This window comes from Streptomyces niger (assembly GCF_000718305.1).
GTDB lineage: Bacteria > Actinomycetota > Actinomycetes > Streptomycetales > Streptomycetaceae > Streptomyces > Streptomyces niger.
Genome location: NZ_JOFQ01000032.1, coordinates 26,019 through 52,789, shown reverse-complemented (window position 1 = coordinate 52,789; position 26,771 = coordinate 26,019). Strand labels below are relative to the sequence as shown.

Here is a 26,771-nt window from a genome sequence, read left to right as displayed (position 1 = left end):
GCGCCGGCCGGTGCGCGCGACGGTTCCCGCCACGCCGGCCTCGGTCGCCCTTCCGGACGGGAACCACGGTAGGTGCGCACTCCCGGACCGGTGTTTGTCCGGGACGTACTAGTCCACGGAGCGGGTCCTACGGATTGGCGAGTGCGGGCGCGGCAGCCGGCCGTCCGCGTCGCCTCCGCGGCCGGCGTCCCGGGGCTCCGTCGCCACTGTCCGTACTGTCCGTCTCGCGTCCCGCGGCTCAGCTCTCCGGGGAGAAGGTGGTGGCCTTCAGGGCCAGCCACAGTTCCATCCGGACGTCCGGGTCGTCCAGGGAGCGCCCGAGGATCTCCTCGACGCGGCGCATCCGGTAGCGCAGGGTGTGCCGGTGGACGCCCAGGTCGGCGGCGGCCGCGTCCCACTGGCCGTGCCGGGACAGCCAGGCGCGCAGCGAGGCCACGAGATCGCCGCGGCCGGTCGCGTCGTGGTCGTGCAGCGCGCGCAGCATGCCGTCGGCGAAGGCGCGTACCGCGTCGTCGGCGAGCAGCGGCAGTACGGAACCGGCCGCCACGTCCTCGTGCTCGACCAGCACCCGGCAGCGCCGCCTGGCCACCGACATGGCCTGCTCGGCCTGGCGGTGGGCGGTCGCGGCCGCCGCGGGCCCGGCGGGCGCGGAGAGGCCCACGGCCAGGCCCGGGGTGGCGCGGAGCGCGCCGGGCGCGCGCTTGGGCGTGCTCGCGCCGGCCCGGGCCTCCAGCGCGGCGGCGTGTGCGGCGCACGCCTCGGCCGCCGCGCCGCCGTCCGCCGCGAGGACGGTCAGCCGGGCGCCGTCCGGCACCGCGAGCACCGCCTCGCCGCTGCGGGCCGCCGCCGACTCCATCGCGTCGGCCAGCGCGTCCAGCACCGCGGTCGGCTCGGCCGCGGACCGTTCCTCGCCGCCGCTCCCCGGCACCGGCTCCGCCACCAGCACCCGGAACGGCGCGTCCAGCAGCCCGCCGTACAGCCGTCCGGCCACGGCACGCGCGTGGTCCGGCTCGCCGGCCAGCAGCATCCGCAGCACCGCGGCCCCCAGGCGCTGCTCGGCCTCCTGGAGCGCGCGGGACCGCTCGGTGGTCAGGGTCAGCAGGGCGACGGCGGAGTGCACGGCGTACCGCTCCGCCGTGCCCAGCGGGGCCCCCGTGCCGACCGCGAGGACGCCGCGCGCCCGGCGCCCCGTGCCCAGCGACTGCAGCTCCACCCGGTCCTCGCCCTCGGTGTCGGGGACCACCGAGCTCGCGGGGGCGGGGCGTTCGCGCAGCTTGGCGATGTCGTCGGAGAGCCGCGCCGCACGGCGGGCCGCCCAGTCGGGGGCGGCGGCGACCACCGCGCCGGAGGCGTCGTACAGCGCGGCCCAGCCCTTCAGGTGCGCGGCGAGCCGGGCGAGCAACTCAGCCGGGCCCTCGGCGGACAGTGCCGCGCGGGTGAGCTCCCGCTGCGCCTCGAAGCCCTCGGTCACCGCGCGGTACTGGTCGGCGGCGACGGCCGCCGAGACGGCCTTGCTGATCGCGACGAACGGCGTTCGGCGGGGCACCGCCAACAGCGGGAAGTCCTCCTCGCGGGCCGCGGTGAGCAGCGCCTCCGGTACGTCCTCGTAGTTCACCCCGACGGCGAAGCCCAGGCCCACCACGCCGGCGCCCGCGACCCGCCGTACGTACCGCCTGGCCACCTCCGGATCCTCCGCGTCCAGCTTGAGCGCGGTGATCAGCAGCAGCTCGCCGCCCTCCATGTAGGGCACGGGGTCGATCAGCTCGCTCACGTGCGCCCAGCGGACGGGGGTGTCCAGCCGGTCCTCGCCCGCGAGCACGGTCAGCTTGAGCGCGGAGTGGTGGGCGAGGGAGGCGAGGGTGTGAGGCATGGGACCTTCGATGCGCGGGAGGCGGGAACCGGGAGCTTTCTCCGTCCCGTATGAACGACCACCATCGATTCTGCCTCAACGGAGGAAAGCAGGTGGCCGCTCCCGCTCGAAGGAACCGCGGGAGCGGCAAGGGGCCCTCATCCCCGCAGATCGACCAGCACCGGTGGGGCCGTCTCCCCCGTCACGGACGTCACCGACAGGACCGCGTGCCCGGCCGGTACGGCATTGGCCAGGTCCGACGCCGACCACCGCTCCCGTTCCACGGTCCGTACCGTCACGGCCTTCGCCGTCACGTCCTTGCCCGTCACCAGCCGCCTGATCGAGTGCATCAGCTTGGTGAACGGCTCGTCGGAGACGATCTGCCGGTCGGTGACGTCCCGCGTCTCCACCCACGCCTTGCCCCACACCTCGGCGAACCGCGCACCGTCCCACGTCGTCACGCCGGCGAACGCCATCCGGCAGCCGACCGTGCCGAGCAGCGCCCCGCGCAGCGGCTCCGGCACGTCGTCCAGCGCGCGCAGCGTCAGCACGACCCCGGCGTTCGCCGACCGCAGCCGCTGCAGGCCGCGCAGCGCCTCCTGCGTGACGACGTGCGAGGCGTCGTCGAGCACGAGGCAGGCGAACACCGACCTGTCGGCCCGCGCCACCGCGCACTCCGTGAACTGCGCGAGCACCAGCCGCGCCAGAATCCGCGACGCGTCGGCGTGCCCGCGCTCCGGCAGATCGATCCGTACCCGCAGCGGGCGGTCCAGCGCCCGCAGCGACACCTGGCGCGTCTGCCCGGTCGGGTCGAAGAAACCGGCGAAAGCGGGCCTGTCCAGCAGCGCGATCCGGTCCGCGAGCAGCGTTCCGGCGTCCCCGGCACGCGCCGCCTGCCGCTCCCGTGCGTCCAGCTCGCGCAGCGCGCCCTGCTCCCCCGCCGCCTCCAGCGCGGTCCGCAGCGCGGTCATCGCCTCCGGGGCCCCGTCCAGCAGCTCCCGCAGCTCGGCCACCCCGGGGAACCGCCCGTGCGCCGTACGGAACGGGCCGAGCAACTGCCCCAGCACCGTCGCCGCCCGCCGACTCTCCCCACCCGGCGCCGCCGCGGCCATGTCCCCGACCAACGCCTCCGCCAACACGGCAGCCGCCTCGTCGGGATCGCTGGTCCCGCCGTAGAGGTCCAGGTCGCAGGGGGACTCGCGGTGACCGACGCGGACGACGGCGTCGAACGCGTCGTCGCCCGCCGGTCCGTCGCCGGCCGCGCCGACCGAGACCACCGCGGCCCGGCCGGCGAGCGCCTGCAGGCACATCGCCTCCAGCACGGGGCGTACCAGCCGGGACGTCTTCCCCGCGCCGGGCGGTCCGACCGCCAGCAGCGAGGTCCCCAGGACCGCGGGGTCGAGCGCCGCGCCGGTGCCGCGCCGGTCGTAGGGGTTGCGGATGTCGTCGGACGCCGTGCCGATCCGCACCTGGCCGGTGAGCAGGTCGTGCCGGGCGGTCCGCACCGACAGGTCGCGGGCGCCGGAGGGGTGGCCGCAGGCGGCGGAGCCGTGCCGCTGGACGCTCTCGACGAAGGCGGGGAAGCGGCTGGTCTGCACCCGTACGGATTCCCAGGCCCGGCCGATCCGCGCATGGTCCACGTCGTTCATCAACCCGGCCCGCGCCTCCCGAGCCAGCCGCTCCGCAGCGTCCCCGGCCCCCGCGGCCCGCAACTCGGCCCACTCGGCCTGATCCACCTGAAGCACGGGGGCGTCGGTGGCGTCGGTGGCGTCCGCTTCGCCCTTGCGGCGCCAGCCCGGCGGGGCGTGGCGGCGCCACACCTCGGTCCAGCACCCGAACGGGGCGAGGACGGCCAGCACGATCACCAGGTCGATGAGCGAGTAGCTCGCGGAGTAGTAGACGTACGACGCGGCGTCTCCGTTCGGCGGCGTCAGATTCTCCAGCTGGAGCATCAGCAGCGACGAGTCGCGCGTCTTGTCGGTACACCACTCCCACAACAGCCAGGCGACGGCCAGCGCCGCCACGGCGCGTAGGAGCAGCGCGCCGCCGGGGAGGGCGCCCGGGGCCTTCGGGGCCAGCCACCCCGGCAGCCGCTTCCACACCCGGCGGCCCACGGGGGCGAGGAGCCGCCGGACGAGCGTCGGCCACCGGCCCACCCGTCCGAAGAGGGTGACGATCACACCGAGGATCAGCGCCATGTAGACGAAGGACGAGACGACGCCCGCGTTACCCTCCCGCCAGGAGTCGGGCAGCATCACTTCCAGCGGCCACTTCCAGTAGGGGCCGAGGTAGTCGTTCATCAGCAGCGACCACAGCAGCCACGCGCACAGGAACGAGATGACGGCCCCGGCGATCAGCTGCGGCACCGCGATCTCGTGCGGCTCCTCCTTGGGTCGGACCCGGTGTTCGAAGGACCAGATGCCCGGGCCCGCCAGGACGCGGGGGGCGCGGAGCCAGGTCATGAACGGAGACTCCGGCGCGCCGGGAGCCGTGGTGGGCTTCGGCGGTACGGGTACCGCCCCGGGCGGCCTGCCGCCCCCCGCCCCCGGCGGTGGTCCCGGCGGATGCGGGATCCGGGCCGAGTGGGTGTTGCGTGCGTCGTGCGTGCCCTCGGTGTCCATCCGGTGTCCCTGTTCCCCCTAGTTCAGCGGTGGCGGTGCGGCGAGGCGGCGATCGGTGTGCCGCGGATCAATCTACTGGCCGTACGCCGTCGTCATACCCGGCCCGCGCTATGTCCGGTGCGGACAAGGCGCCCCCCGCACTTCTCCCGAACGGTGCATGCCCCGGCCGGCCGACCGCCCCTAGCCTGCGAACGCAACCCCTTAGTACGTCACGTAGTACGCCGCCTCAGTGCATGCGTGTCCGCGTCCTCGTTCCTCCAGGAGACTCCCATGACCGAACTGACCGGAGGCCCCGCCCTCCCCCAGGAGCGCCGCGTCGTCACCGCGATCCCCGGCCCCAAGTCGCAGGAGCTGTGGGAGCGCAAGTCGGCCACCGTGGCGGCCGGCGTCGGTGCGGTCCTGCCCGTGTTCATCAAGCGCGCCGGCGGCGGTGTGCTGGAGGACGTGGACGGCAACTCGCTGATCGACTTCGGCTCCGGTATCGCGGTGACCTCGGTCGGCAGCAGCGCGGAGGCCGTCGTGCGCCGCGCCGCCGCGCAGCTCGCGGACTTCACCCACACCTGTGCGATGGTCACGCCGTACGAGCCGTACATCGAGGTCTGCGAGCAGCTCGCCGAGCTGACCCCGGGCGACCACGAGAAGAAGTCGGCGCTGTTCAACTCCGGCGCGGAGGCCGTGGAGAACGCCGTCAAGATCGCGCGGGCGTACACCAAGCGGCAGGCCGTCGTCGTGTTCGACCACGGCTACCACGGCCGGACCAACCTCACCATGGCGCTGACGGCGAAGAACATGCCGTACAAGCACGGCTTCGGGCCGTTCGCGCCCGAGGTCTACCGCGTGCCGCTGGCCTACCCGTACCGCTGGCTGACCGGCCCGGAGAACTGCGCCCGGGAGGCCGCGGACCAGGCCATCTCGCAGATCACCAAGCAGATCGGCGCGGAGAACGTCGCCGCGATCATCATCGAGCCGGTGCTCGGCGAGGGCGGCTTCATCGAGCCGGCGAAGGGCTTCCTGCCCGCCATCGCGCAGTTCGCGAAGGACAACGGGATCGTCTTCGTCGCGGACGAGATCCAGTCCGGGTTCTGCCGGACCGGTCAGTGGTTCGCGTGTGAGGACGAGGGCATCGTGCCGGACCTCATCACGACCGCGAAGGGCATCGCCGGTGGTCTGCCGCTGGCGGCCGTCACCGGTCGTGCGGAGATCATGGACGCCGCGCACGCGGGTGGCCTGGGCGGCACCTACGGCGGCAACCCCGTCGCCTGCGCCGCCGCCGTCGGCGCCATCGAGACGATGCGCGAGCTGGACCTGAACGCCAAGGCGCAGCGCATCGAAGAGGTCATGAAGGCGCGCCTGCAGACCATGGCCGAGAAGTACGACATCATCGGCGAGGTCCGCGGCCGCGGCGCGATGATCGCGATCGAGCTGGTGCGGTCCGGCTCGAAGGACCCGAACCCGGAGGCGACCTCGGCGCTGGCCAAGGCCTGCCACCAGGAGGGCCTGCTGGTGCTGACCACCGGTACGTACGGCAACGTCATCCGCTTCCTGCCGCCGCTGGTCATCGGCGAGGACCTGCTGAACGAGGGCCTGGACATCCTGGAGTCGGCCTTCGCCGCGCTCTGAGCCCTGAGCCTCCTGAGGCCTCTGCGCCTGTGAGTCCACCGAGCGCCCGCCGGCACGTGCCGGCGGGCGCTCGTGTGCCTGCCGCATGCGGAATCCGGGCCACCGGCCCGAAGTGGCGAGACGGCGTGAAGAAGATGTGCGGGGGCGATGGCGGGTGGGTGATCCGCCTGTCGGAGGGCCACCGCTCTGCCGTACGGTTCCTGCAGATGAGAGAAACACCCCGCTCGCAGGGGACTGCGAGCGTTGCCCGGTCGACGCTTCCCCGGCTTCGACCTGGCTGTGCCCTCGCGCACACCACCGGAGCCTCCGGCTCCGGGAATCCTCACCGATCGGATGGCCGCCCGCCCCAGACCCCCCGGGGCGCGCGGTTCACCGGTCAGCACGGCCGCCCCGGAACCACCCCCCCTGTTCCGGGGCGGCCGCCTTTTCTCCTCGCGTACGCGTGCACGCTGGCCGCGTCGCTCACCCTCTTCACCCTCCTCACCTGGCAGGTCGCCGCCCACGGAGCGCTGCTGCGGCTGGACGCCCGGCTGGACCGGGTCCTGCTGGGCCGTGCGCTGCCCGCACAGCTCGCCGAACTCCTCGCCGATCTCGGCAACCTGGCGGTGGCGCTGCCGGTGCTGCTGATCGCCGCCGGGTACGCGGCATGGCGGGCCCGCGCCGCCGGACTCCCCCGCTGGTGGGTACCGCCGCTCGCCGCGGCCGTCGCCATGGGCCTGGTACCGGCGCTGGTGGGGCCGTTGCAGGCCGCGCTGGCCCGGCCGGCCCCACCGGGCGTGCTGGCCGGCGCCACCGGCTTCTACCCCTCGGGGCATGCCGCGACCGCCGCCGTCGCGTACGGCGCGGCCGCGCTGCTCCTGCTCCCGTACGCGGCCGCCCCGTACGTCCGGCGTCTGCTGCTCACCGTGGCGCTCGTCCTGATCCTGGCCACCGGCCCCGGCCTGGTCGTCCGCGGCTACCACTGGCCCTTGGACGTGCTCGGCTCCTGGTCCCTCTCGGCGGCGCTGCTGACGCTGTGGCACGGAGCGGTACACGGCATCCCCCGACGCCCCGCCACGAAGGACGTCCCGCAGACCTCTTAGCCCGGCGAGGACCAGGCCCTCGTAGCCCGGCGAACGGCTGCCCCCGTAGCCCGGCGAGCGACAGCCCCCATAGCCCGGCGAGCCGCTGGCTCCCTAGCCCATCGAGCCCCCTGCCCCTCGTAGCACGGCGAACGGCGGACTCTCTTAGCCCAGCGAGCCGCTGCCCCCGTAGCCATCGAACCGCTGACCCCCGTAGTCCATCGAGCCGCAGGCCTCCATGGTGCGGTGCTTACCGGGAGTTCCTCAGGGGTCCCCCGTCACCCGGGCCGCGGCTTCGTGCAGGGCCAGTTCCAGGAGGCCGGGGTCGGTGAGCGTGCCGTGGCCGTCCGGGGGGATCAGCCAGCGGATGGCGCCGGTGGCCCGGCCCGGACGGGGGACGACGATCCAGGTGCCGCGGCCGACGCCGCGTACGCCCGTGCCCACCCAGCGGTCCGTCGTGCCCGGCGGGACGAAGAACCCCATGCGGCTGTCGCCGAAGTCGGCGAGCACCGGGCCCGGGCGGTCGAGGCAGTAAGTGAGCACGTCGAGCGTGGGGTGACCCAGGGACCCGGGGATGATCAGTACGTCCCAGGCCAGGCCGGCCGGGAGGAGCGCCACGCCGTGCGGGTTGCGCTCCCATTCGAAGCGGCAGGCCTCCGGGTCGGGTGCCACCGATGCCAGCCATTCCACGGCGCGCTTGTCCCCCGTGGGGTCCATGTCTGTCTCCCTCATTCGCTCGCCGGCCCGTCGCGGCCGCGTTCCGAGAGGGAGAGCGGGAGGCTGCCGCCTTCTTACACGAGTTGATCAATGGTCTTGGAGTGGTGTGGCACACCGCCCGCCCCGAAGGGGTGCGCGGGCGCACCCACAGGGCACGCCCGCGCCGGAAAGGAGACGGCCCTCGAAGGAGGACGGCTGTCGAAGGAGGACGGTTGTCGAAGGGCTACGGCCGTCAGCTGTCGAAGCCCAGGCCCACCTTGTCCATCGCCTTCAGCCAGAGGTTCCGCCTGCCGCCCCGTGCGTCGGCCCGGCTCATCGACCACTGGGTGATGCCGATGCCCGCCCAGCGCAGCGGTTCCGGCGGGAAGGGCAGCGGCTTCGTGCGGACCATCTCCAGCTCCGTGCGCTCGGTGCGCTCCCCGGAGAGCAGGTCGAGCATCACGTCGGCGCCGAAGCGGGTGGCGCCGACGCCCAGGCCCGTGTAGCCCGCGGCGTAGGCGACCCGGCCGCCGTGCGCGGTGCCGAAGAATGCCGAGAAGCGGGAGCAGGTGTCGATCGCACCGCCCCAGGCGTGGCTGAAGCGGACGCCCTCCAGCTGCGGGAAGCACTGGAAGAAGTGGCGGGCGAGCTTCTCGTACGTCGCCGGGTGGTGGTCGTACTCGGCGCGGACGCCGCCGCCGTACCGGTAGACGATGTCGTAGCCGCCCCACAGGATGCGGTGGTCGGCGGTGAGGCGGAAGTAGTGGAAGTGGTTGTTGCTGTCGGACAGGCCCTGCCGGTTCTTCCAGCCGAGGGCGGCGAGCTGCTCGGCGCTCAGCGGCTCGGTCATCAGCGCGTGGTCGTAGACCGGGACGACGTAGGGGCGGACCCGGCGGACCAGGTGGGGGAAGGCGTTGGTGCCCAGCGCCACGTGGCGCGCGAAGACGCGTCCATAGGGCGTGCGCACGGCCATGCCGGTGCCGTCGGCGGCGAGGGCGGTGGCGCGGGTGTGCTCGTAGATCCGTACGCCCTGGTCCAGGCAGGCCTGTTTCAGGCCCCAGGCGAGGCGTGCGGGGTGGAGCATGGCGACGCCGTTGCGGTTCCACAGGCCGGCCAGGAAGGTCGGCGAGTGGACCTCGGCGCGTACGGCGTCCCGGTCGAGGAAGTCGTACCCGGTGAGGCCGAGGCGGTCGGCGTCCTCGGCGGCCTCGCGGAGCTCGGCGATCTGGTGCGGCTCGGTGGCCAGATCGATCTCGCCGGTGCGCTCGAAGGCGCAGTCGATGCCGTACCGCTCGACGGCGTCCCCGATGGCGTCGAGGTTGCGGGCGCCCAGCTCTTCGAGCTTCTTCAGCTCGCCGGGCCAGCGGGCCAGGCCGTTGCCGAGGCCGTGGGTGAGGGAGGCGGCGCAGAAGCCGCCGTTGCGGCCGGAGGCGGCCCAGCCGACCTGTTGGCCCTCGACCAGGACGACGTCCCGCTCCGGATCGCGTTCCTTGGCGAGCAGCGCGGTCCACAGGCCGCTGTAGCCGCCGCCGACGACGAGCAGGTCGCACCGCTCGTCGCCGACGAGGGCGGGGAGCGCGGCGGGGCGGTCGGGGTCGTCCAGCCAGAAGGGGGTGGGGGCGGCGTCCGCGAGCGCGTGGACGGCCGGTGCGGGGGCCCGGGTGGTCTGCCCGGTGGGGTTCATGGCAGCTCGTGCCATGGTTCTCAGCTCCTCTTACGGCGTCCGGTGAACAGTTGCCCGCCCAGGACGCAGAGCACGGCGATGAGGAACATCGCTGTTCCTATGACATTGATTTGAACGGGTGTGCCCCGTTGTGCCGATCCCCAGACGAACATGGGGAACGTCACGGTCGAGCCCGCGTTGAAGTTCGTGATGATGAAATCGTCGAACGAGAGAGCGAAGGAGAGCAGCGCGCCGGCCGCGATGCCGGGCGCCGCGATCGGCAGCGTCACCTTCAGGAACGTTTGCGTCGGCGAGGCGTAGAGATCCTGCGCCGCCTGTTCCAGCCGCGGGTCCATGCTCATCACGCGGGCCTTGACGGCGGTGACGACGAAGCTCAGGCAGAACATGATGTGGGCGATGAGGATCGTCCAGAAGCCGAACTGGATGCCCATGTTGAGGAAGAGCGTGGCCAGCGAGGCGGCCATGACGACCTCGGGCATCGCCATCGGCAGGAAGATCAGCGTGTTGACGGAGGAGCGGGCGCGGAAGCGGTAGCGGGCCAGCGCGAAGGCGATCAGGGTGCCGAGCACGGTCGCGCCGATCGTCGCCCAGACCGCGATCTGCAGGCTGAGGCCGAGCGAGCCGCACAGGTCGGCGACGCCGCACGGGTCGGACCAGGCGTCCGTGGAGAACCGCTGCCACTCGTAGTTGAAGCGCCCGTTGGGCTTGTTGAACGAGAAGACCATGACGATGACGTTGGGCAGGATCAGGTAGGCCAGCGTCAGCAGGCCGGCGATCACCACCGCGTTGCGTCGGAGCCAGCGCATCAGACCAGGTCCTCCGTCCCCGCCTTGCGGATGTAGAGCGTGACCATGGCGAGGATGGCCGCCATGAGGATGAAGGAGAGGGCGGCGGCGGTCGGGTAGTCCAGGACGCGCAGGAACTGCGACTGGATGACGTTGCCGATCATCTTCTGGTCGGTGGAGCCGAGCAGTTCGGCGTTGATGTAGTCGCCGGCCGCCGGGATGAAGGTGAGCAGCGTGCCCGCGACCACGCCCGGCATGGACAGCGGGAAGGTCACCTTGCGGAAGGTGGTGACGGGCTTCGCGTAGAGGTCGCCGGCCGCCTCGTGCAGCCGGGGGTCGATCCGCTCCAGGCAGGTGTAGAGCGGCAGGATCATGAACGGCAGGAAGTTGTACGTGAGGCCGCAGACGACGGCGAGCGGGGTGGCGAGCACCCGGGTGCCCTCGGTGAGGCCGATCGCGCTGGTGACGTCCAGGAAGTGCAGCGAGTTCAGGGCGGAGACGACCGGGCCGCTGTCGGCGAGGATCGTCTTCCAGGCGAGCGTACGGATCAGGAAGCTGGTGAAGAACGGCGCGATGACCAGAATCATCACCACGTTGCGCCAGCGGCCCGCCTTGAAGGCGATCAGGTACGCGAGCGGGTAGCCGAGGACCAGGCAGAGCAGCGTGGCGACGGCGGCGAAGAGCACCGAGCGGACGAACTGCGGCCAGTACTCGCCCAGCGCGTCCCAGTAGGTGGCGAAGTGCCAAGTGACCTTGAAGCCCTCTTCGAGGGAGCCGGTCTGGATCGAGGTGGACGCCTGGTAGACCAGCGGCGCGGCGAAGAAGACCAGCAGCCAGAGGATGCCGGGCAGCAGCAGCCAGTACGGTACGAGCCGCTTGCGGACCGGGGGCTTGCGCACTTCGAGGACGGGCGCGGGCGCCGGCTCCGGCGGCGCCTCGGTGGCGGCGCTCACGCGGCCTCCTCGTCCACGTCGGCCCCGGCGGCGATGTCCTGGTCGGCGGAGAGCCCGAAGGTGTGCGCCGGGTTCCAGTGCAGGACCACCTCGGCGCCCGGCACCAGCCGGCCGTCGCGCTCGATGTTCTGCTCGTAGACGGCCAGTTCGCCGGCGCCGGGCGTCTCGATGACGTACTGCGTCGAGACGCCGATGAAGCTGGCGTCCTTGATGCGGCCCGGGAGCCGGTTGGCGCCCTCGGGTATCGACCCCGCGTCGTCGGCGTGCGCGAGGGCGACCTTTTCGGGCCGCACGCCCGCCAGCACCTTCTCGCCCGTACGGGCGCTGCTCGCGGAACACCGCGCGGCGGGCAGCCGGAGCTTGGCGTCCCCGGCGGTGAGCAGCAGGTGCTCGCCGCCCGTCTCGGCGATCTCGGCGGTGATCAGGTTGGAGGTGCCGAGGAAGTTGGCGACGAAGGTGGTGCCGGGGTTCTCGTACAGGTCGGCGGGGGCGCCCAGCTGCTCGACCCGGCCGCCGTTCATCACCGCGACCGTGTCGGCCATCGTCATGGCCTCCTCCTGGTCGTGCGTGACGTGCACGAAGGTGATGCCGACCTCGGTCTGGATGCGCTTGAGCTCCAGCTGCATCTGGCGGCGCAGCTTCAGGTCGAGGGCGCCGAGCGGCTCGTCCAGGAGCAGCACCTGCGGGTGGTTGATCAGGGCGCGGGCCACGGCCACGCGCTGCTGCTGGCCGCCGGAGAGCTGCTGCGGCTTGCGGCGGGCCAGCGGTCCGAGCTGGACCAGGTCGAGCATCTCCTCGACCTGCTTCTTCACGGACCTGACGCCGCGGCGGCGCAGGCCGAAGGCGACGTTCTCGTAGATGTCCAGGTGCGGGAAGAGCGCGTAGTTCTGGAAGACGGTGTTGACCGGCCGCTTGTAGGGCGGCAGCGCGGTGACGTCCTTGCCGGCCAGCTCGACGGTGCCGGTGGTGGGCTCCTCCAGGCCCGCGATCATGCGCAGGGTGGTGGTCTTGCCGCAGCCGGAGGCGCCCAGCAGGGCGAAGAAGGAGCCGGCGGGGACGGTGAGGTCCAGCGGCTGGACGGCGGTGAAGGAACCGTAGGTCTTGCTGATCCCGGTGAGGCGGACGTCGCCGCCGCTGCTGTCGGTCGTCGCGAGATCGGTCATGTATCCATTCCCGGGCGGTGTCGTCGATGGGGGGAAGCGGGGCCGGGCCGGGTGGTCAGGCGCCGGTGAGGTCGGCGAACTTCTGCGCGAACTCCTTGTTCTCCTTGCTGCCGAGCGCGCGGAAGGCGTGCGACCTGGCCGCCATCTCCTTGTCCGGCAGGATCAGCGGATTGTCCGCGAGGCTCTTGTCGATCTTCGCAAGCTCTTCGCGCACCCCGTCGACCGGACAGACGTAGTTGATGTACGCCGCGATACGGGCCGCGATCTTCGGCTCGTAGAAGTAGTCGATCAGCCGCTCGGCGTTCTCCTTGTGGCGCGCCTTGTTGGGCACCATCAGGTTGTCCGTCGAGGTCATGTAGCCGGCGTCCGGGATGGCGTACGCGATGTCGCTGTTGTCGTTCTGGAGCTGGACGATGTCGCCCGCCCAGGCGATACACGCTGCCAGGTCGCCCTTGCTGAGGTCGTTGAGGTAGTCGTTGCCGGTGAAGCGGCGGATCTGCTTGCTGTCGACGCCCTTCTGGAGCCGGGCGAGCGCCGCGTCGAAGTCGTCGGAGCTGACGTCCTCGGGCCGCTTGCCCATGTCCAGCAGGGTCATGCCGACGCTGTCGCGCATCTCGGAGAGGAAGCCGACCCGGCCCTTGAGCTTCGGGTCGGTCAGCAGCTGGTCGACGGAGTCGACCTTCCGGCCGCCGGTGGCCTTCTTGTTGTACGCGATGACGGTCGGGATGCCCTGCCAGGTGTAGGAGTGGGCGCGGCCCGGGTCCCAGTCCGGGTCGCGGAACTGGGGCGAGAGGTTGGTGTAGGCGTGCGGCAGGTGCGCGGGGTCCAGCGGCTGGATCCAGCCCAGCGAGATCATCCGGGCGCACATCCAGTCGGTCAGGCAGATCAGGTCGCGCCCGGTGTCCTGGCCGGCCGCGAGCTGGGCCTGGACCTTGCCGAAGAACTCGTCGTTGTCGTTGATGTCCTCGGTGTATTTGACCTTGATGCCGGTGCGCTTCGTGAAGCCCTCCAGCGTCGGGTGGTGCTTCTCGTCGTCGCTGACGTCGATGTACTCGGTCCAGTTGGAGAAGGCGACCCGCTTCTCCTGGCGCGAGTGGTCCGCCGAGGACCCCGCGTCGGTACGGCCGGCGGGCGGGATGCCGCAGGCCGAGAGCGCGCCGAGGCCGCCGAGCCCCAGCACTCCGGCGCCGCTCGCGCGCAGCAGGGACCGTCGGGTCAGGGCCATCCGGCCGTTGGTCATGCTGCGCCGCATGGCGGCCAGTTCCGCCGCGGACAGCGGCTCGGGCTGCGGCTCGGGCCGTGGCTCGGACTGCGCGAGGTGCTCCATACGGGGTGGCCTTTCGAGGTCGGCCGGTGGTCAGCCGGTGAGGTGACGAACGGTGCGGTGCGCCGGTGTGCGCTCAGCCGCGGTCCCCGAAGACGGTGCGGTGCCAGTCCTTCCTGGCCACGCCCGTGATGTCGTACATGACGTGCTTGACCTGCGTGTACTCCTCGAAGGAGTACGCCGACATGTCCTTGCCGTAGCCGGACGCCCGGTAGCCGCCGTGCGGCATCTCGCTGATGATCGAGATGTGGTCGTTGACCCACACGCAGCCGGCCTTGATCTCGCGGACGGCGCGGCCGGTGCGGTAGACGTCGCGGCTCCAGGCGGAGGCGGCGAGCCCGTAGGGGGTGTCGTTGGCGAGCGCGATGCCCTCGTCGTCGGAGTCGAAGGGCAGCACGACCAGCACCGGGCCGAAGATCTCGGACTGCACGACCTCGCTGTCCTGCGCGGCGCCGGTGATGAGGGTGGGTCGGTAGTAGGCGCCCTTGGCCAGGTCGCCGCCGGGCGCCGCGCCGCCGGTGACGACGGTGGCGTACGTCCGCGCGCGGTCGACGAAGCCGGCGACGCGGTCGCGTTGGGCGTGCGAGATGAGCGGCCCGAGGTCGGTGGCCGGGTCGAAGGGGTCGCCGAGCCGTACGGTCGCCATCAGGTCGGCGACGCCGCTGACGAACGCGTCGTAGAGGGGGCGCTGTACGTAGGCGCGGGTGGCGGCGGTGCAGTCCTGGCCGGTGTTGATCAGGGCGCCGGCCACCGCACCGTGCACGGCGGCGTCCAGGTCGGCGTCGTCGAAGACCACGAAGGGGGCCTTGCCGCCCAGTTCGAGGTGGAGGCGCTTGACGGTGGCGGTGGCGAGCTCGGCGACCCGCTTGCCGACCGCGGTGGAGCCGGTGAAGGAGGTCATCGCGACGTGCGGGTGGCCGACGAGGTGCTCGCCGGCGTCCTGCCCGGCGCCCGAGACGATGTTGATGACGCCGTCCGGGATCCCCGCCTCGCGCGCGGCCTGCGCGTACATCACGGAGGTCAGCGGGGTGATCTCGGCGGGCTTGAGGACGATGGTGTTGCCTGCCGCGATCGCCGGAAGGACCTTCCAACTGGCCATCTGCAGCGGGTAGTTCCACGGCGCGATGGAGCCGACGACACCGATGGGCTCGCGGCGCACCGAGGAGGTGTGGTCGCCGCTGTACTCGCCGGCCGCCTTGCCCTCCAGGTGGCGCGCGGCGCCCGCGAAGAAGGCGGCGTTGTCCACCGAGCCGGGCACGTCGAACTCCCGGCTCAGCTTGATCGGCTTGCCGCACTGCAGCGACTCGGCGTACGCGAACTCCTCGGTCCGCTCGTCCAGGACGGCGGCGAAGCGGTGCAGCGCGTCGGAGCGCTCGCCGGGGGTGGCGCCCGCCCACTCGGGGAGCGCCTGCCGGGCCGCCTCGACGGCCGCGTCGACGTCCGCCGTGCCGGCGAGCTCGTAGGTGTACGCCCGCTCGCCGGTCGCCGGGTCGGTCACGTCCTGGGTGCATCCCGAGGTTCCCGCGCGGAGCTCTCCCGCGATGAACTGAGCCCCCTGGGCGAATCGTTCGGTGACATCGAATCGCTGATCCATGGCGCTCTCCTCCACCGGCGGCCGGGCTTCCGCGAGGCCTGCCGGGCGTAGCTCTTTCCCGAATTGATGGCCGATCTTGACAGAGCAGAGGGGTCCCAACAAGTGATTCCGTTGTTGCCTTTTGGTTACGCGACGGATTCTGCGAAATCCGTCGCATCGGCGCCCGACATGTTGTCAGTGCCCGCTGACAGAATCCCGGCATGGTGCAGGACCGGGGAAGACGGACGGCGGGGAGAGCGGGGGCGACGGGGATGACGACGGAGGGGGGCCTGGCCGACGGGCCGCGGTCGGTGAGGGAGCTGCGCAGCGCGCTGGAGTCGGGCAGTACGTACAAGTACGTGTACTTCTGGGGGCATGCGCCGCGCCGGGACGGCAGCCTGGGGGCGAGCTGCTTCAGCCAGTGGTGGCCGGCACCGTTCACTGTGGACGGCGTGCCGTACCCCACGGCGGAGCACTGGATGATGGCCGGCAAGGCGCGGCTGTTCGGCGACCGGCAGGCGCTGCAGCGGGTGCTGCGCGCCGGCCATCCCAAGCAGGCGAAGGACGCGGGCCGGACGGTGCGCGGCTTCGACGAGGAGACCTGGCAGCGCCATCGGTACGCGCTGGTGGTCCAGGGCAGCGTGCACAAGTTCGGGCAGGACGCGGCCCTGCGCGACTATCTGCTGGGCACCGGGCAGCGGGTCCTGGTCGAGGCGAGCCCGCTGGACCGGATATGGGGCATCGGGCTGGCCGCCGACGACGACCGCGCGGCCGACCCGGCCGACTGGCAGGGACTGAACCTGCTGGGCTTCGCGCTGATGGAGGCGCGACAGCGGCTGGCGGCGGAGCGGGGCTGAGCGAGCGGCCGAGCCGCGCGGGGTGCGGACGGGGCCGCTCGGGCTGCGAACGGGGCCGCTCGGGGCCGGGCAGCCGGCTGTCAGCGGGCCGGGCCGGGCGCTGCGGGGGCCGCGTTGTAGGTGTCGGAGTAGTCGTCGTAGGGGGACCTGTCCGATCCCTCGCTGATGCCGATGACGAGCGCGACGATCAGCAGGGCGCTCACGAGCACGCCGGCCACCCCGCAGAGCAGCCCGGCCAGCGCCATGCCGCCGTTGGTCGCCTCGCCTCGCCGGGCCTTGGCCCGACCGATGGCGCCGAAGACGATCCCGAGGATGCCGAGGACGAGACCGAAGAAGAGGGTGAGGCTGGAGACGACGGCGAGGATGCCGAGGACGAGCGCGGTGATACCCATGCCGTTGCTCGGCTGCCCGGGCCAGCCGGCCTGCGTGCCGGGCCCGCCCGCCACGGGGTAGGTCCCGGCCCCGGGTATCCCCGGGGCGCCGGGGTACGGCGCGGGTCCCGCACCGTAGGGGACGGCGCCGGGCTGCTGGGGGCCGCCGTACGGGGCGCCGGCGGGGCCGCTGCCGTACGGCTGCGGGGCGTAGGGCGTGCCGTAGCCGCTCCGGGGGCCGCCGGGGTAGGGGGCATCGGGTGCCGAGTCGTGCCCGGGTGCCGGCGGCGGCGCCGGGACGGCGAATCCGGCGCCGGCGGTGGGCTGGTCATGTGCCGGCATGCCGTACGGCTGCGGGCCGGACGCCCCGGCCCCCGCCCGACGCGGCGGGGCCGCGTCCTCGGACGGCGGCGCCCACGGGTCGCGCGGCTCGGGCTGCTGGCTGTCGGACATCGTTCTCCCCCATTGGCTGGGCTCCATGCTAAGACCTGGCCCTGCGGCGCCGCCCGGGGGTCACGGGGCTGCCGGGGAGCGGCACCGGCCGTCCCGCATACGATGAACGACCGGCCGGCACCCGTCGGCCGGACGCTCGGCGACCAGGAGGCACTGTTGTCCGATCTCGACGCATTCATCGCGGGCCTGCCCAAGGCGGAGCTGCACGTCCATCACGTCGGCTCGGCCTCCCCGCGCATCGTCGCCGAGCTGGCAGCACGCCACCCGGACTCCAAGGTGCCGCACGATCCCGAGGCGCTGATGGACTACTTCACCTTCCGGGACTTCGCGCACTTCATCCAGGTCTACCTCTCCGTCGTCGACCTCATCCGGGACGCCGAGGACGTGCGCCTGCTGACGTACGAGGTCGCCCGCGACATGGCGCGGCAGAACATCCGGTACGCCGAGCTGACCGTCACCCCGTACAGCTCCACCCGGCGCGGCATCCCGGACGCCGCGTTCGTCGAGGCCATCGAGGACGCCCGCAAGTCCGCCGAGGCCGAGCTCGGCGTCGCCCTGCGCTGGTGCTTCGACATCCCCGGCGAGGCGGGCCTGGAATCGGCGGAGGAGACCGCGCGGATCGCCTGCGAGCTCAAGCCCGAGGGACTGGTCTCCTTCGGTCTCGGCGGGCCCGAGATAGGCGTGCCCCGCCCGCAGTTCAAGCCGTACTTCGACCGCGCGATCGCCGAGGGCCTGCACTCCGTGCCGCACGCCGGCGAGACGACGGGCCCGGAGACGATCTGGGACGCGCTGAACGAGCTGCGTGCCGAGCGCATCGGCCACGGCACCAGCTCCGTGCGGGACCCGAAGCTGCTCGCCCACCTCGCCGAGCACCGCATCCCGCTGGAGGTCTGCCCGACCTCGAACATCGCCACCCGCGCGGTCCGCACCCTCGACGAGCACCCGATCAAGGAGATGGTCGAGGCCGGCGTGCTGGTGACGATCAACAGCGACGACCCGCCGATGTTCGGCACGGACCTGAACACCGAGTACGGCGTGGCCGCGCGGCTGCTGGGGCTGGACGAGGCGGGCCTCGCCGCACTGGCGAAGAACGCCGTCGAGGCCTCCTTCATGGACGGCCCGGCCAAGGCCCGGCTCGCCGCCGAGATCGACACCTACACGGCGTCCTGGCGCCCCTGAGCACGGCGCGCGGCACCGGAACGGCGCGCCACCGCGGAAGCGCGCCGTTCCTCACAACCCCACCATCCCGTTCCACGCCTTCGCGAACTCCGGGCGTTCCTCGGCGCCGATGTCCTTGGCGATGGCGAGGCGGTCGCGCATGGTGTCGTCCGGGAAGATCAGCGGGTCCTCGGCGAGCGCCGCGGTGTCCTTGTCCTTCGACGAGGCCAGCACGTCGCGGGCCGCCGGCACCGGGCAGACGTAGTTGACCCAGCTGGCGAGCGCGGCGGCGACCTCGGGCTCGTAGTAGTGGTCGACGAGCCGTTCCGCGTTGCGCTTGTGCGCGGCCAGGTTGGGGATCATCAGGCTCTCCGACCACAGTTCGGCGCCCTCTTCGGGGACCACGAACTCGATGTCGGGGTTGTCGACCTGGAGCTGGATGACGTCGCCGGAGTACGCCTGCGCGGCCAGCACGTCGCCCGAGGACAGGTCCTTGATGTAGTCGTTGCCGGTGAAGCGGCGGATGTGCTGCTTGCGGACGAGCGCCGCGATCCGGTCGGTCATGCGGTGGAAGTCGTCCGCGGTCCAGCGTGTGATGTCCACGCCCTCGCCCTGCATGAGCAGCGCGAACGCCTCGTCCATGCCGGCGAGCAGGGTGACCCGGCCGCGCAGGTCGTCCGCCCACAGGTCGCTGGTGTGCTTGATCTCCCGGCCGAGCTTCCTCCGGTTGTAGGCGATGCCGGTGATGCCGGACTGCCAGGGGACGCAGTGCCTGCGGCCCGGGTCGAACGCGGGCCTGAGCAGCAGCGGGTCGAGGTGTTTCGCCACGTGCGGCTGGCGGTCCCGGTCCATCTCCTGGACCCAGCCGAGCCGTACGAAGCGCGAGCACATCCAGTCGCTGATGACGATGAGGTCGCGCCCGGTGGGCTGGTGGTTCATCAGCGCGGGGCTGATCTTCCCGAAGAACTCGTCGTTGTCGTTGATCTCTTCGGTGTACGTCACGGAGACCCCGGTGCGCTTCTCGAACGCGTCCAGGGTGGGCCGCTTCTGCTTGTCGTGGTCGTCGACGTCGATGTAGAGCGGCCAGTTGGCGAAGGTGAGGGTCCGGTCGGCGGCCGAGCGGTCGGGGGCGCCGCGCTGTCCGGCCTTCACGTACGCGGGCGGCACCCCGCACCCCGCCGTCGCCGCCAGGATTCCGACCGTACCGACACCTCTGAGCAGCGCACGCCGCGAAAGACCAGCCATGTGAGGACCCTCACCCGGCGCGGGCCGGGACGGCAACAGACAGATCGTCTGCCGCCGGGCCCCGGCCCGCGACGGTGTGTCAGGCGCCCCGCACGCCACCCGACTCGATGTCGTACGGCCACGGTTCGCCGGTACGGCGTCGAGCCGGTGCCGTACGGCGAACCGGCCGTCAGCCGTCCAGCGAGGTCATGACGTGCTTGACGCGGGTGTAGTCCTCGAAGCCGTAGGCGGAGAGGTCCTTGCCGTAGCCGGACTTCTTGAAGCCACCGTGCGGCATCTCGGCGACGAGCGGGATGTGGGTGTTGATCCACACGCAGCCGAAGTCGAGCTTCTTGGACATCCGCATGGCGCGGGCGTGGTCCTTGGTCCACACCGAGGAGGCGAGCGCGTACTCCACGCCGTTGGCCCACTCGGTGGCCTGGTCCTCGTCGGTGAAGGACTGGACGGTGATGACCGGGCCGAAGACCTCGTTCTGGATGATCTCGTCGTCCTGCTTGAGGCCGGAGACGACGGTCGGGGCGAAGAAGTAGCCCTTGTCGCCGACCTGCTGGCCACCGGCCTCGATCTTCGCGTGCGCGGGGAGGCGCTCGATGTAGCCCTTGACCTGCTTGAGCTGGTTGGCGTTGTTCAGCGGGCCGTAGAGCACGTCCTCGTCGTCGACCGCGCCGGTCTTGGTCTCCGCGGCGGCCTTGGCGAGCGCGGCCACGAACTCGTCGTGGATGGACTCCTGGACGAGCACGCGGGTGGCGGCCGTGCAGTCCTGGCCGGCGTTGAAGTACCCGGCGACGGAGATGTCCTCGACGGCCTTGGCGATGTCGGTGTCCTCGAACACCACGACCGGGGCCTTGCCGCCCAGCTCCAGATGGACCCGCTTGAGGTCCTTGGCGGCGGACTCGGCGACCTGCATGCCGGCCCGGACCGAACCGGTGATGGAGGCCATCGCCGGGGTCTTGTGCTCGACCATCAGGCGGCCGGTCTCGCGGTCGCCGCAGACGACGTTGAAGACGGCCTTGGAGTGGCCGAGCTCGGCCAGCACGTCGCCGATGATCTCACCGATGAGGACGGTGGACGCCGGGGTGGTGTCCGAGGGCTTGATGACGACGGTGTTGCCCGCGGCCAGGGCCGGCGCGAACTTCCACACCGCCATCATCATCGGGTAGTTCCAGGGCGCGACCTGCGCGCAGACGCCGACCGGCTCGCGCCGGATGATGGAGGTCAGGCCCTCCATGTACTCGCCGGCCGAGCGGCCCTCCAGCATCCGCGCCGCACCGGCGAAGAAGCGGATCTGGTCCACCATCGGCGGGATCTCCTCGGAGCGTACGAGGGCGATCGGCTTGCCGCAGTTCTCCGACTCGGCGGCGATCAGTTCCTCGGCGCGCTCCTCGAAGCGGTCGGCGATCTTCAGGAGCACCTTCTGGCGCTCCGCCGGGATCAGGTCGCGCCAGGCCGGGAAGGCGCCTTCGGCGGCGGCCATCGCGGCGTCGACGTCGGCGGCCGCGGACAGCGCGGCGGTGGCGTACACCTCGCCCGTCGCCGGGTTGACGACATCCGTGGTGCGGCCGTCGGCGGCGTCCCGGAACTCCCCGGCAATGTAATTACGGAGCTTGCGCAGCCGTCCCAGTTCGGTGGTCACGTGCGACCCCTCCTGTCAGGTGTTCGGTGTCAGATGACCGGTGTCGGGTGTCCGGTGGTTGAGACGCCCACTCTAACCATGCGAGCCCCGTTTTCGACATACCCACGCGCCGGTAACAACGGATTCCGTGGCGTCGACTTCAGTGAACAACTGATTTCGCCGAATCAGGCTTGCATGACGGACGAGGCTCGTGCACAGTGAGGGGCGTGGCCACTCGTGACAGAAACGGCACCCCGTCGATCGACTCCGTCTCCCTGGCGATCATTGAGCAGCTCCAGGAGGACGGACGCCGTCCGTACGCCGCGATCGGCAAGGCCGTGGGCCTGTCCGAGGCGGCCGTACGGCAACGCGTACAGAAGCTGCTCGACCAGGGTGTGATGCAGATCGTCGCCGTCACCGACCCCCTCACGGTCGGTTTCCGGCGGCAGGCAATGGTCGGAATCAACGTCGAGGGCGACGTCGATCCCGTGGCAGAGGCCCTCACGGGCATGTCCGAGGTCGAGTACTGCGTCGTCACCGCCGGCTCCTTCGACCTGCTGATCGAGGTCGTCTGCGAGGACGACGACCACCTCCTGGACGTGATCAACAAGCGCATCCGCACGCTTCCCGGCGTGCGCTCCACCGAGAGCTTCGTCTACATGAAGCTCAAGAAGCAGACCTACACCTGGGGAACGCGATAACCATGAGCGCCGACGCGTCTCTGACAAGCACGGACAAGACGGCGTACGACCACCTGTGGATGCACTTCACCCGCATGTCGTCGTACGAGAACGCCCCCGTGCCCACCATCGTCCGCGGTGAGGGCACCAACATCTACGACGACAAGGGCAAGCGCTACATCGACGGCCTCGCGGGCCTCTTCGTGGTCAACGCCGGCCACGGCCGCGTCGAGCTGGCCGAGACCGCGTACAAGCAGGCCCAGGAGCTCGCCTTCTTCCCGGTGTGGTCCTACGCCCACCCCAAGGCCGTCGAGCTCTCCGAGCGCCTGGCCAACTACGCCCCCGGCGACCTGAACAAGGTCTTCTTCACCACCGGCGGCGGCGAGGCGGTCGAGACCGCCTGGAAGCTCGCCAAGCAGTACTTCAAGCTCACCGGCAAGCCCACCAAGCACAAGGTCATATCCCGCGCGGTGGCCTACCACGGCACCCCGCAGGGCGCCCTGTCGATCACCGGCCTGCCGGGCCTGAAGGCCCCCTTCGAGCCGCTGGTCCCCGGCGCGCACAAGGTGCCGAACACCAACATCTACCGCGCCCCGCTCTTCGGCGACGACCCCGAGGCCTTCGGCCGCTGGGCCGCCGACCAGATCGAGCAGCAGATCCTCTTCGAGGGCCCGGAGACCGTCGCCGCGGTGTTCCTGGAGCCGGTGCAGAACGCCGGTGGCTGCTTCCCGCCGCCGCCCGGATACTTCCAGCGCGTCCGCGAGATCTGTGACCAGTACGACGTGCTGCTCGTCTCCGACGAGGTCATCTGCGCGTTCGGCCGCCTCGGCACGATGTTCGCGTGCGACAAGTTCGGCTACGTCCCGGACATGATCACCTGCGCCAAGGGCATGACCTCGGGCTACTCCCCCATCGGCGCCTGCATCATCTCCGACCGCCTGGCCGAGCCGTTCTACAAGGGCGACAACACCTTCCTGCACGGCTACACCTTCGGCGGCCACCCGGTCTCCTCGGCCGTGGCGCTGGCGAACTTCGACATCTTCGAGCGCGAGGGCCTGAACAAGCACGTCCTGGAGAACGAGGGCAACTTCTACGCCACCCTCCAGAAGCTGCACGACCTGCCGATCGTCGGCGACGTCCGCGGCAACGGCTTCTTCTACGGCATCGAGCTGGTCAAGGACAAGGTCACCAAGGAGTCGTTCAACGACGAGGAGACCGAGCGCGTCCTCTACGGCTTCCTGTCCAAGGCGCTGTACGACGCCGGTCTGTACTGCCGTGCGGACGACCGCGGCGACCCGGTCATCCAGCTGGCCCCGCCGCTGATCGCCGACCAGTCGGTGTTCGACGAGATCGAGCAGATCCTGCGCGGCGTCCTCACGGAGGCCTGGGCCAAGCTCTGATCCGCGGTACCGAGCTGTCCCTCCGGCCCTCACCGGAGGGAACGGGCGGAGCGGGGCCACGGAACCCGCTCCGCCCGACCTGCTCGACGGTCCCCGAGGAGGGGACGTACAGAGGACACGTACAACGGAACAAACAGCGGCCGAGGTCACTCATTTCAAGCCATATGAGTGAACCTCGGCCGTCTTCCGTGCTGACCGGTGAATGGCGGGACCCGGCAGTACCTACCGTGCTTGTGACCGATACCCTCCATGGTCGTTCACCCGGTCAGGGGAACGAAGGACGCGAGCGAGCACGAGGTGCGCAGATGGTGGCCCCGCCCGACAACGACGTTCTATGGGCTCGCGGACTGCACCACGCCCACGGTCAGAGCCCCGCACTCACCGGCGTCTCGCTCGGTGTGCGCGAAGGGGAGATCCTGGCCGTCACCGGTCCGCGCGGCAGTGGCAAGACCACGCTCCTGAAGTGCCTTTCCGGGCAGCTCGTCGCCGACAGCGGCGAGGTCTGGTTCCACAGCCATCCGGTCCACACCCTCTCCGCGACCAGCCGGGAACGGCTCCGGCTGGACCGCTTCGGCTGGGTCGGTACCGAGCCCCGGCTGGTCCCCGAGCTGACCGCCCGGGAGAACGCCGCGCTGCCCCTCCTGGTGCGCGGCGAGGGCCACCGGGCGGCGAAGCAGGCCGCCACCGAGTGGCTGGAGCGGCTGGACGTGGCGGACTGCGCCAAACGGCGGCCGGCAGCGCTGAACCGGGCGCAGCAGCAACGCGTGGCGGTGGCCCGTGCGCTGGCCGTCGCCCCGCAGGTGCTGTTCGCCGACGAGCCGACCGCGCCACTGCACCGCGCCGACGCCGCCCAGGTGCTCCGCACGCTCGTCAACGCCGCCCGCTCCCACGCCATCAGCGTCATCCTGGCCACCCAGGAGGCGGAAGCGGCCACGCTCGCCGACCGCACCCTCGCCCTCGTGGACGGCCGGCGGGCCGGCGCCGGCCAGGCCGAGGGCCCCACAGAGACGGAAGGCAGGGAAGAGTGCTCGCTCTCCGTCTAGGCCGGGGCGCCCGCCCGGCGGTGCACCTGCGCCGCCTGCTGGTCGTCGGGGCGGCGGCCGGCACGGCCTTCCTGCTGCTCGCCACGCTCGGCCACGCCGTCGACACCCCGGGCGACAGCGCCGGGTCGGCGCTGCGGCTGGCCTGGTGCCTGGTCCCGCTCGCCGCCACCGCACAGCTCGCGGTCGCCGTGGCCCGTACGGACCCGGCCGCCCGGCTGCACGACGGCATGACGGCCGCCGGCCTCGGCCCGGTCCGGCTCGCCCTCGTCACCGCCGCCACGACGGTGCTCATCTGCGCCCTGGGCAGCGTGCTCGGCCTGCTGGCCTTCCTGCGGCTGCGCGGCAGCCTGGGCGGCGCACCGCTGGGCCCCGAGGCGCTCCTCGGCCGGGCCCCGCTCCCGTACGCCGCCGTCGGCGTGCTGCTCGCGAGCGTCCCCGCGGTGGCCGCCGCCGCGACCGCCGTGGCGCTCCGCCCGGGCCGGAGCGAGCCGTCCGCGCCGTGCGCCGACGACCCGCCCCGCACCGCGGGCAGAACCCCGGCAGGCCTCCCCTGGGGCGTCGCCCTCACCGCCGCCGGTCTCGCCCTGGAGGTCTACGCGGCGGGCCACACCGGCCCCGGCGCCCGGCTGCTGCCGCTGCCCGGTGGGCTGGTCACCGGCGAGGCGGGCGTACTGACCGGCTGGCTGCTGTCGGCCGCAGGGCTGGTACTGGCCGCGCCCGGGCTGGTCCACCTCATCGGGCGCGTCCTGGGCGCGGGCCGCAGCGGCGCGGTGCGGCTGCTGGCCGGCCGGGTGCTCCAGGAGGAGTCCCGCCGGCTGGGGCGTCCCCTCGGCGTCCTGATGGCGGCCGCGTCCGGCGGCTACGCGGGATACGTGGTGTACGGCCCCGGCGCGTTCGCCCTGCAGGGCCCCGGTGGCCGCGCCTCCTTCGGCCCGCTCACCGCCCTCGGCGCCGTCCTGGTGCTCTTCTGCACGGTGCTCTGCGTGCTCACCGCGGTCGCGGAGTCCCGCACCGCCCGCTCCGCCACGACCGAAGCACTCCGCCGCCTCGGCACCCCCGCCGGCCTCCTCCGCCGCGCCGCGGCGCTGCGCGCCTCCGTCCTGCTCGTGGTCCTCGCCGCGGTCACGGGCGGCGTCGCCCACCTGGCCGCGGGCCCACTGGCAAGCTGAGAGCGGGCACGGGGAGCGGAAAGCCGGCGCACGCCCAGGGGCGGCGACCGAGATCCGCGCGTCGCGCTCCTGGGACGGTGTACGGGACGGCCGACGCATGGGACGACGGCCGGCGTGTGGGACGACGGCCGCGGCGGCTCAACTGACGTACGGATGACCGGCGGCGGCTCAGTCGGCGTACGGGGGCAGCCGGCATACGGGAGACGGCCTGCCGCCGGGGAGGCCGGTGTGCGGCTCAACCGGCGTACGGGACGGCCGGCCTACGGGAGACGGCCGGCGTTACGGCATGGCCGGCGTACGGGACGGCCGGTGTGCGGCTCAGTCGGTGGCCGGCAGCACCACCACGTCGTCCGACGTGAACGCCGCGCCGACCCGGTCGCCCACCTCCGGGGCGGCCGCGAGGGCGCAGGCCGCGTCCAGCTCGGGTCCGCTGTCCGGGCGCAGCCGCAGGGACACGTGCGTACCGCGGAAGGTGCGCGCCGCGACCGTGCAGGGCAGGCCCTCGCGGGCCGGTACGAGGCGGACGCCGGCCGGGCGGACGAGGAGGCGGCAGGCTCCCTCCGCCGTACCACCCGGGACCGGCACCTTGCCCCAGGGCGTGTCGGCGGCCTCGCCGGTGACCGTGGCCGGTACGACGTTGTCGAAGCCGAGGAAGCGTGCGACGAACTCGTCGGCGGGGCGCTGCCACACCTCCAGCGGCGTTCCGGCCTGCGCGATCCGCCCGTCCCGCATGATCACGACCCGGTCGGCGAGCGCGAACGCCTCGCCCTGATCGTGGGTGACCGCCAGCACGGTCGTCCCCAACTCGCCGAAGAGTCGCCGGAGTTCGACCACGAGGCGCTCGCGCAGACCGCGGTCGAGCTGGCCGAGCGGCTCGTCCAGCATCAGCAGCCGGGGCCCGGGGGCCAGCGCCCTGGCCAGCGCGACGCGCTGCTGCTCGCCGCCGGAGAGCGAGCCGACGGCGCGGTGCTGGGCGCCGGGAAGGCCCACCAGGTCGAGCAGTTCGGCGACCTTGCGCTCCCGCTCCGCCCGCGCCGTACCGCGCATCCGCAGCCCGAAGGCGACGTTGCCCGCCACATCGCGCTGCGGGAAGAGCTGATGGTCCTGGAACATCAGCCCCACGCCACGCCGGTGGGTCGGCACGGTACGCAGGTTCCGTCCATCCAGTACGACTTCGCCCGCATCGGCCGGCTGCAGCCCGGCGATCACCCGGAGCAGCGTGGACTTGCCGCTGCCACTGGGCCCGAGGACGCAGACCGTCTCGTGCTCGGCGACGTCCAGGTCCACCGTGTCCAGCGCGGTGTGCGCCCCGAAGCGCACGGTGAGGCCGCCGAGCCGCAGCAACGACGCCCGGGAAGCGGACGTCGGGCCGGCCGCGGCGGCGCTTGCCACGCCCTGAGCCCCCTCCGTGCCCTCCACGTCTTCCGAGCCTTCCGCGCGCTCCGCGCCTTCCG

21 protein-coding genes are annotated in these 26,771 nt (G+C 72.2%); 8 read left to right on the top strand and 13 right to left on the bottom strand.

Translation table 11 applies throughout. The annotated features are described in order from the left end of the window. Positions 1-238 precede the first annotated feature (238 nt). Positions 239-1,870: a PucR family transcriptional regulator gene (locus tag IF20_RS34585; RefSeq protein ID WP_052869402.1), complete on the bottom strand. Its 1,632-nt coding sequence runs from the start codon at positions 1,868-1,870 to the stop codon at positions 239-241. Positions 1,871-2,007: 137 nt separating this feature from the next. Next, entirely contained in the window at positions 2,008-4,311 is a 2,304-nt protein-coding gene (locus IF20_RS34580) for an ATP/GTP-binding protein (RefSeq protein ID WP_407702605.1), read from the bottom strand. Positions 4,312-4,740: 429 nt separating this feature from the next. Between IF20_RS34580 and gabT the strand changes: the two genes are divergently transcribed. After that, complete coding sequence (gene gabT / locus IF20_RS34575) at positions 4,741-6,090, top strand: 4-aminobutyrate--2-oxoglutarate transaminase (protein ID WP_052869400.1); 1,350 nt, start codon at positions 4,741-4,743, stop codon at positions 6,088-6,090. A 206-nt stretch (positions 6,091-6,296) separates the two neighbouring features. After that, on the top strand, positions 6,297-7,172 hold the full coding sequence (locus IF20_RS34570; RefSeq protein WP_052869415.1) for a phosphatase PAP2 family protein: 876 nt from the start codon (positions 6,297-6,299) through the stop codon (positions 7,170-7,172). Positions 7,173-7,415: 243 nt separating this feature from the next. Here IF20_RS34570 and IF20_RS34565 read toward each other — a convergent pair whose 3' ends face one another. The 7 genes from IF20_RS34565 to IF20_RS34535 all read right to left on the bottom strand — a co-directional run bounded on the left by IF20_RS34565 (position 7,416) and on the right by IF20_RS34535 (position 15,350). Next, entirely contained in the window at positions 7,416-7,868 is a 453-nt protein-coding gene (locus tag IF20_RS34565) for a hypothetical protein (protein WP_052869399.1), read from the bottom strand. 232 nt (positions 7,869-8,100) lie between these two features. After that, on the bottom strand, positions 8,101-9,546 hold the full coding sequence (locus tag IF20_RS34560) for an NAD(P)/FAD-dependent oxidoreductase (RefSeq protein ID WP_407702604.1): 1,446 nt from the start codon (positions 9,544-9,546) through the stop codon (positions 8,101-8,103). Positions 9,547-9,551: 5 nt separating this feature from the next. Then, entirely contained in the window at positions 9,552-10,337 is a 786-nt protein-coding gene (locus IF20_RS34555; RefSeq protein ID WP_052869397.1) for an ABC transporter permease, read from the bottom strand. Beyond that, positions 10,337-11,269 carry an ABC transporter permease gene (locus IF20_RS34550; RefSeq protein WP_052869396.1) on the bottom strand — a complete coding sequence of 311 codons (933 nt, stop codon included), beginning with the start codon at positions 11,267-11,269 and terminating at the stop codon, positions 10,337-10,339. Before IF20_RS34550 ends, IF20_RS34555 begins: the two co-directional genes overlap by 1 nt. Beyond that, a complete protein-coding gene (locus IF20_RS34545) occupies positions 11,266-12,432 on the bottom strand; it encodes an ABC transporter ATP-binding protein (protein ID WP_052869395.1) in 1,167 nt (388 codons plus the stop codon). The genes IF20_RS34550 and IF20_RS34545 overlap by 4 nt, the downstream gene beginning before the upstream one ends. A 55-nt stretch (positions 12,433-12,487) precedes the next feature. Beyond that, positions 12,488-13,759 carry a polyamine ABC transporter substrate-binding protein gene (locus tag IF20_RS34540; RefSeq protein WP_052869394.1) on the bottom strand — a complete coding sequence of 424 codons (1,272 nt, stop codon included), beginning with the start codon at positions 13,757-13,759 and terminating at the stop codon, positions 12,488-12,490. Positions 13,760-13,832: 73 nt separating this feature from the next. Next, positions 13,833-15,350, bottom strand: coding sequence for a gamma-aminobutyraldehyde dehydrogenase (locus IF20_RS34535; protein WP_052869393.1), 1,518 nt, complete (start codon positions 15,348-15,350; stop codon positions 13,833-13,835). Positions 15,351-15,601: 251 nt separating this feature from the next. Here IF20_RS34535 and IF20_RS34530 point away from each other — a divergent pair, with 251 nt between their 5' ends. Continuing rightward, complete coding sequence (locus tag IF20_RS34530) at positions 15,602-16,186, top strand: NADAR family protein (RefSeq protein WP_052869392.1); 585 nt, start codon at positions 15,602-15,604, stop codon at positions 16,184-16,186. Between the two features lie 80 nt (positions 16,187-16,266). Here the strand turns inward: IF20_RS34530 and IF20_RS34525 are convergent, their stop codons facing one another. Next, positions 16,267-17,010 carry a DUF4190 domain-containing protein gene (locus IF20_RS34525; RefSeq protein ID WP_052869391.1) on the bottom strand — a complete coding sequence of 248 codons (744 nt, stop codon included), beginning with the start codon at positions 17,008-17,010 and terminating at the stop codon, positions 16,267-16,269. Between the two features lie 156 nt (positions 17,011-17,166). Here IF20_RS34525 and IF20_RS34520 point away from each other — a divergent pair, with 156 nt between their 5' ends. Next, positions 17,167-18,189, top strand: a complete 1,023-nt coding sequence (locus tag IF20_RS34520; protein WP_052869414.1) for an adenosine deaminase — start codon at positions 17,167-17,169, stop codon at positions 18,187-18,189. 51 nt (positions 18,190-18,240) lie between these two features. Here the strand turns inward: IF20_RS34520 and IF20_RS34515 are convergent, their stop codons facing one another. Both IF20_RS34515 and IF20_RS34510 read right to left on the bottom strand, forming a co-directional pair. Then, complete coding sequence (locus IF20_RS34515) at positions 18,241-19,413, bottom strand: polyamine ABC transporter substrate-binding protein (protein ID WP_052869390.1); 1,173 nt, start codon at positions 19,411-19,413, stop codon at positions 18,241-18,243. Between the two features lie 169 nt (positions 19,414-19,582). Next, positions 19,583-21,046 carry a gamma-aminobutyraldehyde dehydrogenase gene (locus IF20_RS34510; RefSeq protein ID WP_052869389.1) on the bottom strand — a complete coding sequence of 488 codons (1,464 nt, stop codon included), beginning with the start codon at positions 21,044-21,046 and terminating at the stop codon, positions 19,583-19,585. A gap of 206 nt (positions 21,047-21,252) precedes the next feature. Between IF20_RS34510 and IF20_RS34505 the strand changes: the two genes are divergently transcribed. The 4 genes from IF20_RS34505 to IF20_RS34490 all read left to right on the top strand — a co-directional run bounded on the left by IF20_RS34505 (position 21,253) and on the right by IF20_RS34490 (position 25,317). Beyond that, complete coding sequence (locus tag IF20_RS34505) at positions 21,253-21,726, top strand: Lrp/AsnC family transcriptional regulator (protein WP_037773605.1); 474 nt, start codon at positions 21,253-21,255, stop codon at positions 21,724-21,726. Then, positions 21,711-23,105: an aspartate aminotransferase family protein gene (locus tag IF20_RS34500; protein WP_407702606.1), complete on the top strand. Its 1,395-nt coding sequence runs from the start codon at positions 21,711-21,713 to the stop codon at positions 23,103-23,105. The genes IF20_RS34505 and IF20_RS34500 overlap by 16 nt, the downstream gene beginning before the upstream one ends. 305 nt (positions 23,106-23,410) lie before the next feature. Beyond that, on the top strand, positions 23,411-24,148 hold the full coding sequence (locus tag IF20_RS34495) for an ABC transporter ATP-binding protein (RefSeq protein WP_052869387.1): 738 nt from the start codon (positions 23,411-23,413) through the stop codon (positions 24,146-24,148). Then, on the top strand, positions 24,130-25,317 hold the full coding sequence (locus tag IF20_RS34490; RefSeq protein ID WP_052869386.1) for a hypothetical protein: 1,188 nt from the start codon (positions 24,130-24,132) through the stop codon (positions 25,315-25,317). The genes IF20_RS34495 and IF20_RS34490 overlap by 19 nt, the downstream gene beginning before the upstream one ends. A 318-nt stretch (positions 25,318-25,635) precedes the next feature. On the opposite strand, the gene IF20_RS34485 is transcribed toward IF20_RS34490, so the two are convergent. Beyond that, a complete protein-coding gene (locus tag IF20_RS34485) occupies positions 25,636-26,709 on the bottom strand; it encodes an ABC transporter ATP-binding protein (protein WP_052869413.1) in 1,074 nt (357 codons plus the stop codon). Between the last annotated feature and the right edge of the window lie 62 nt (positions 26,710-26,771).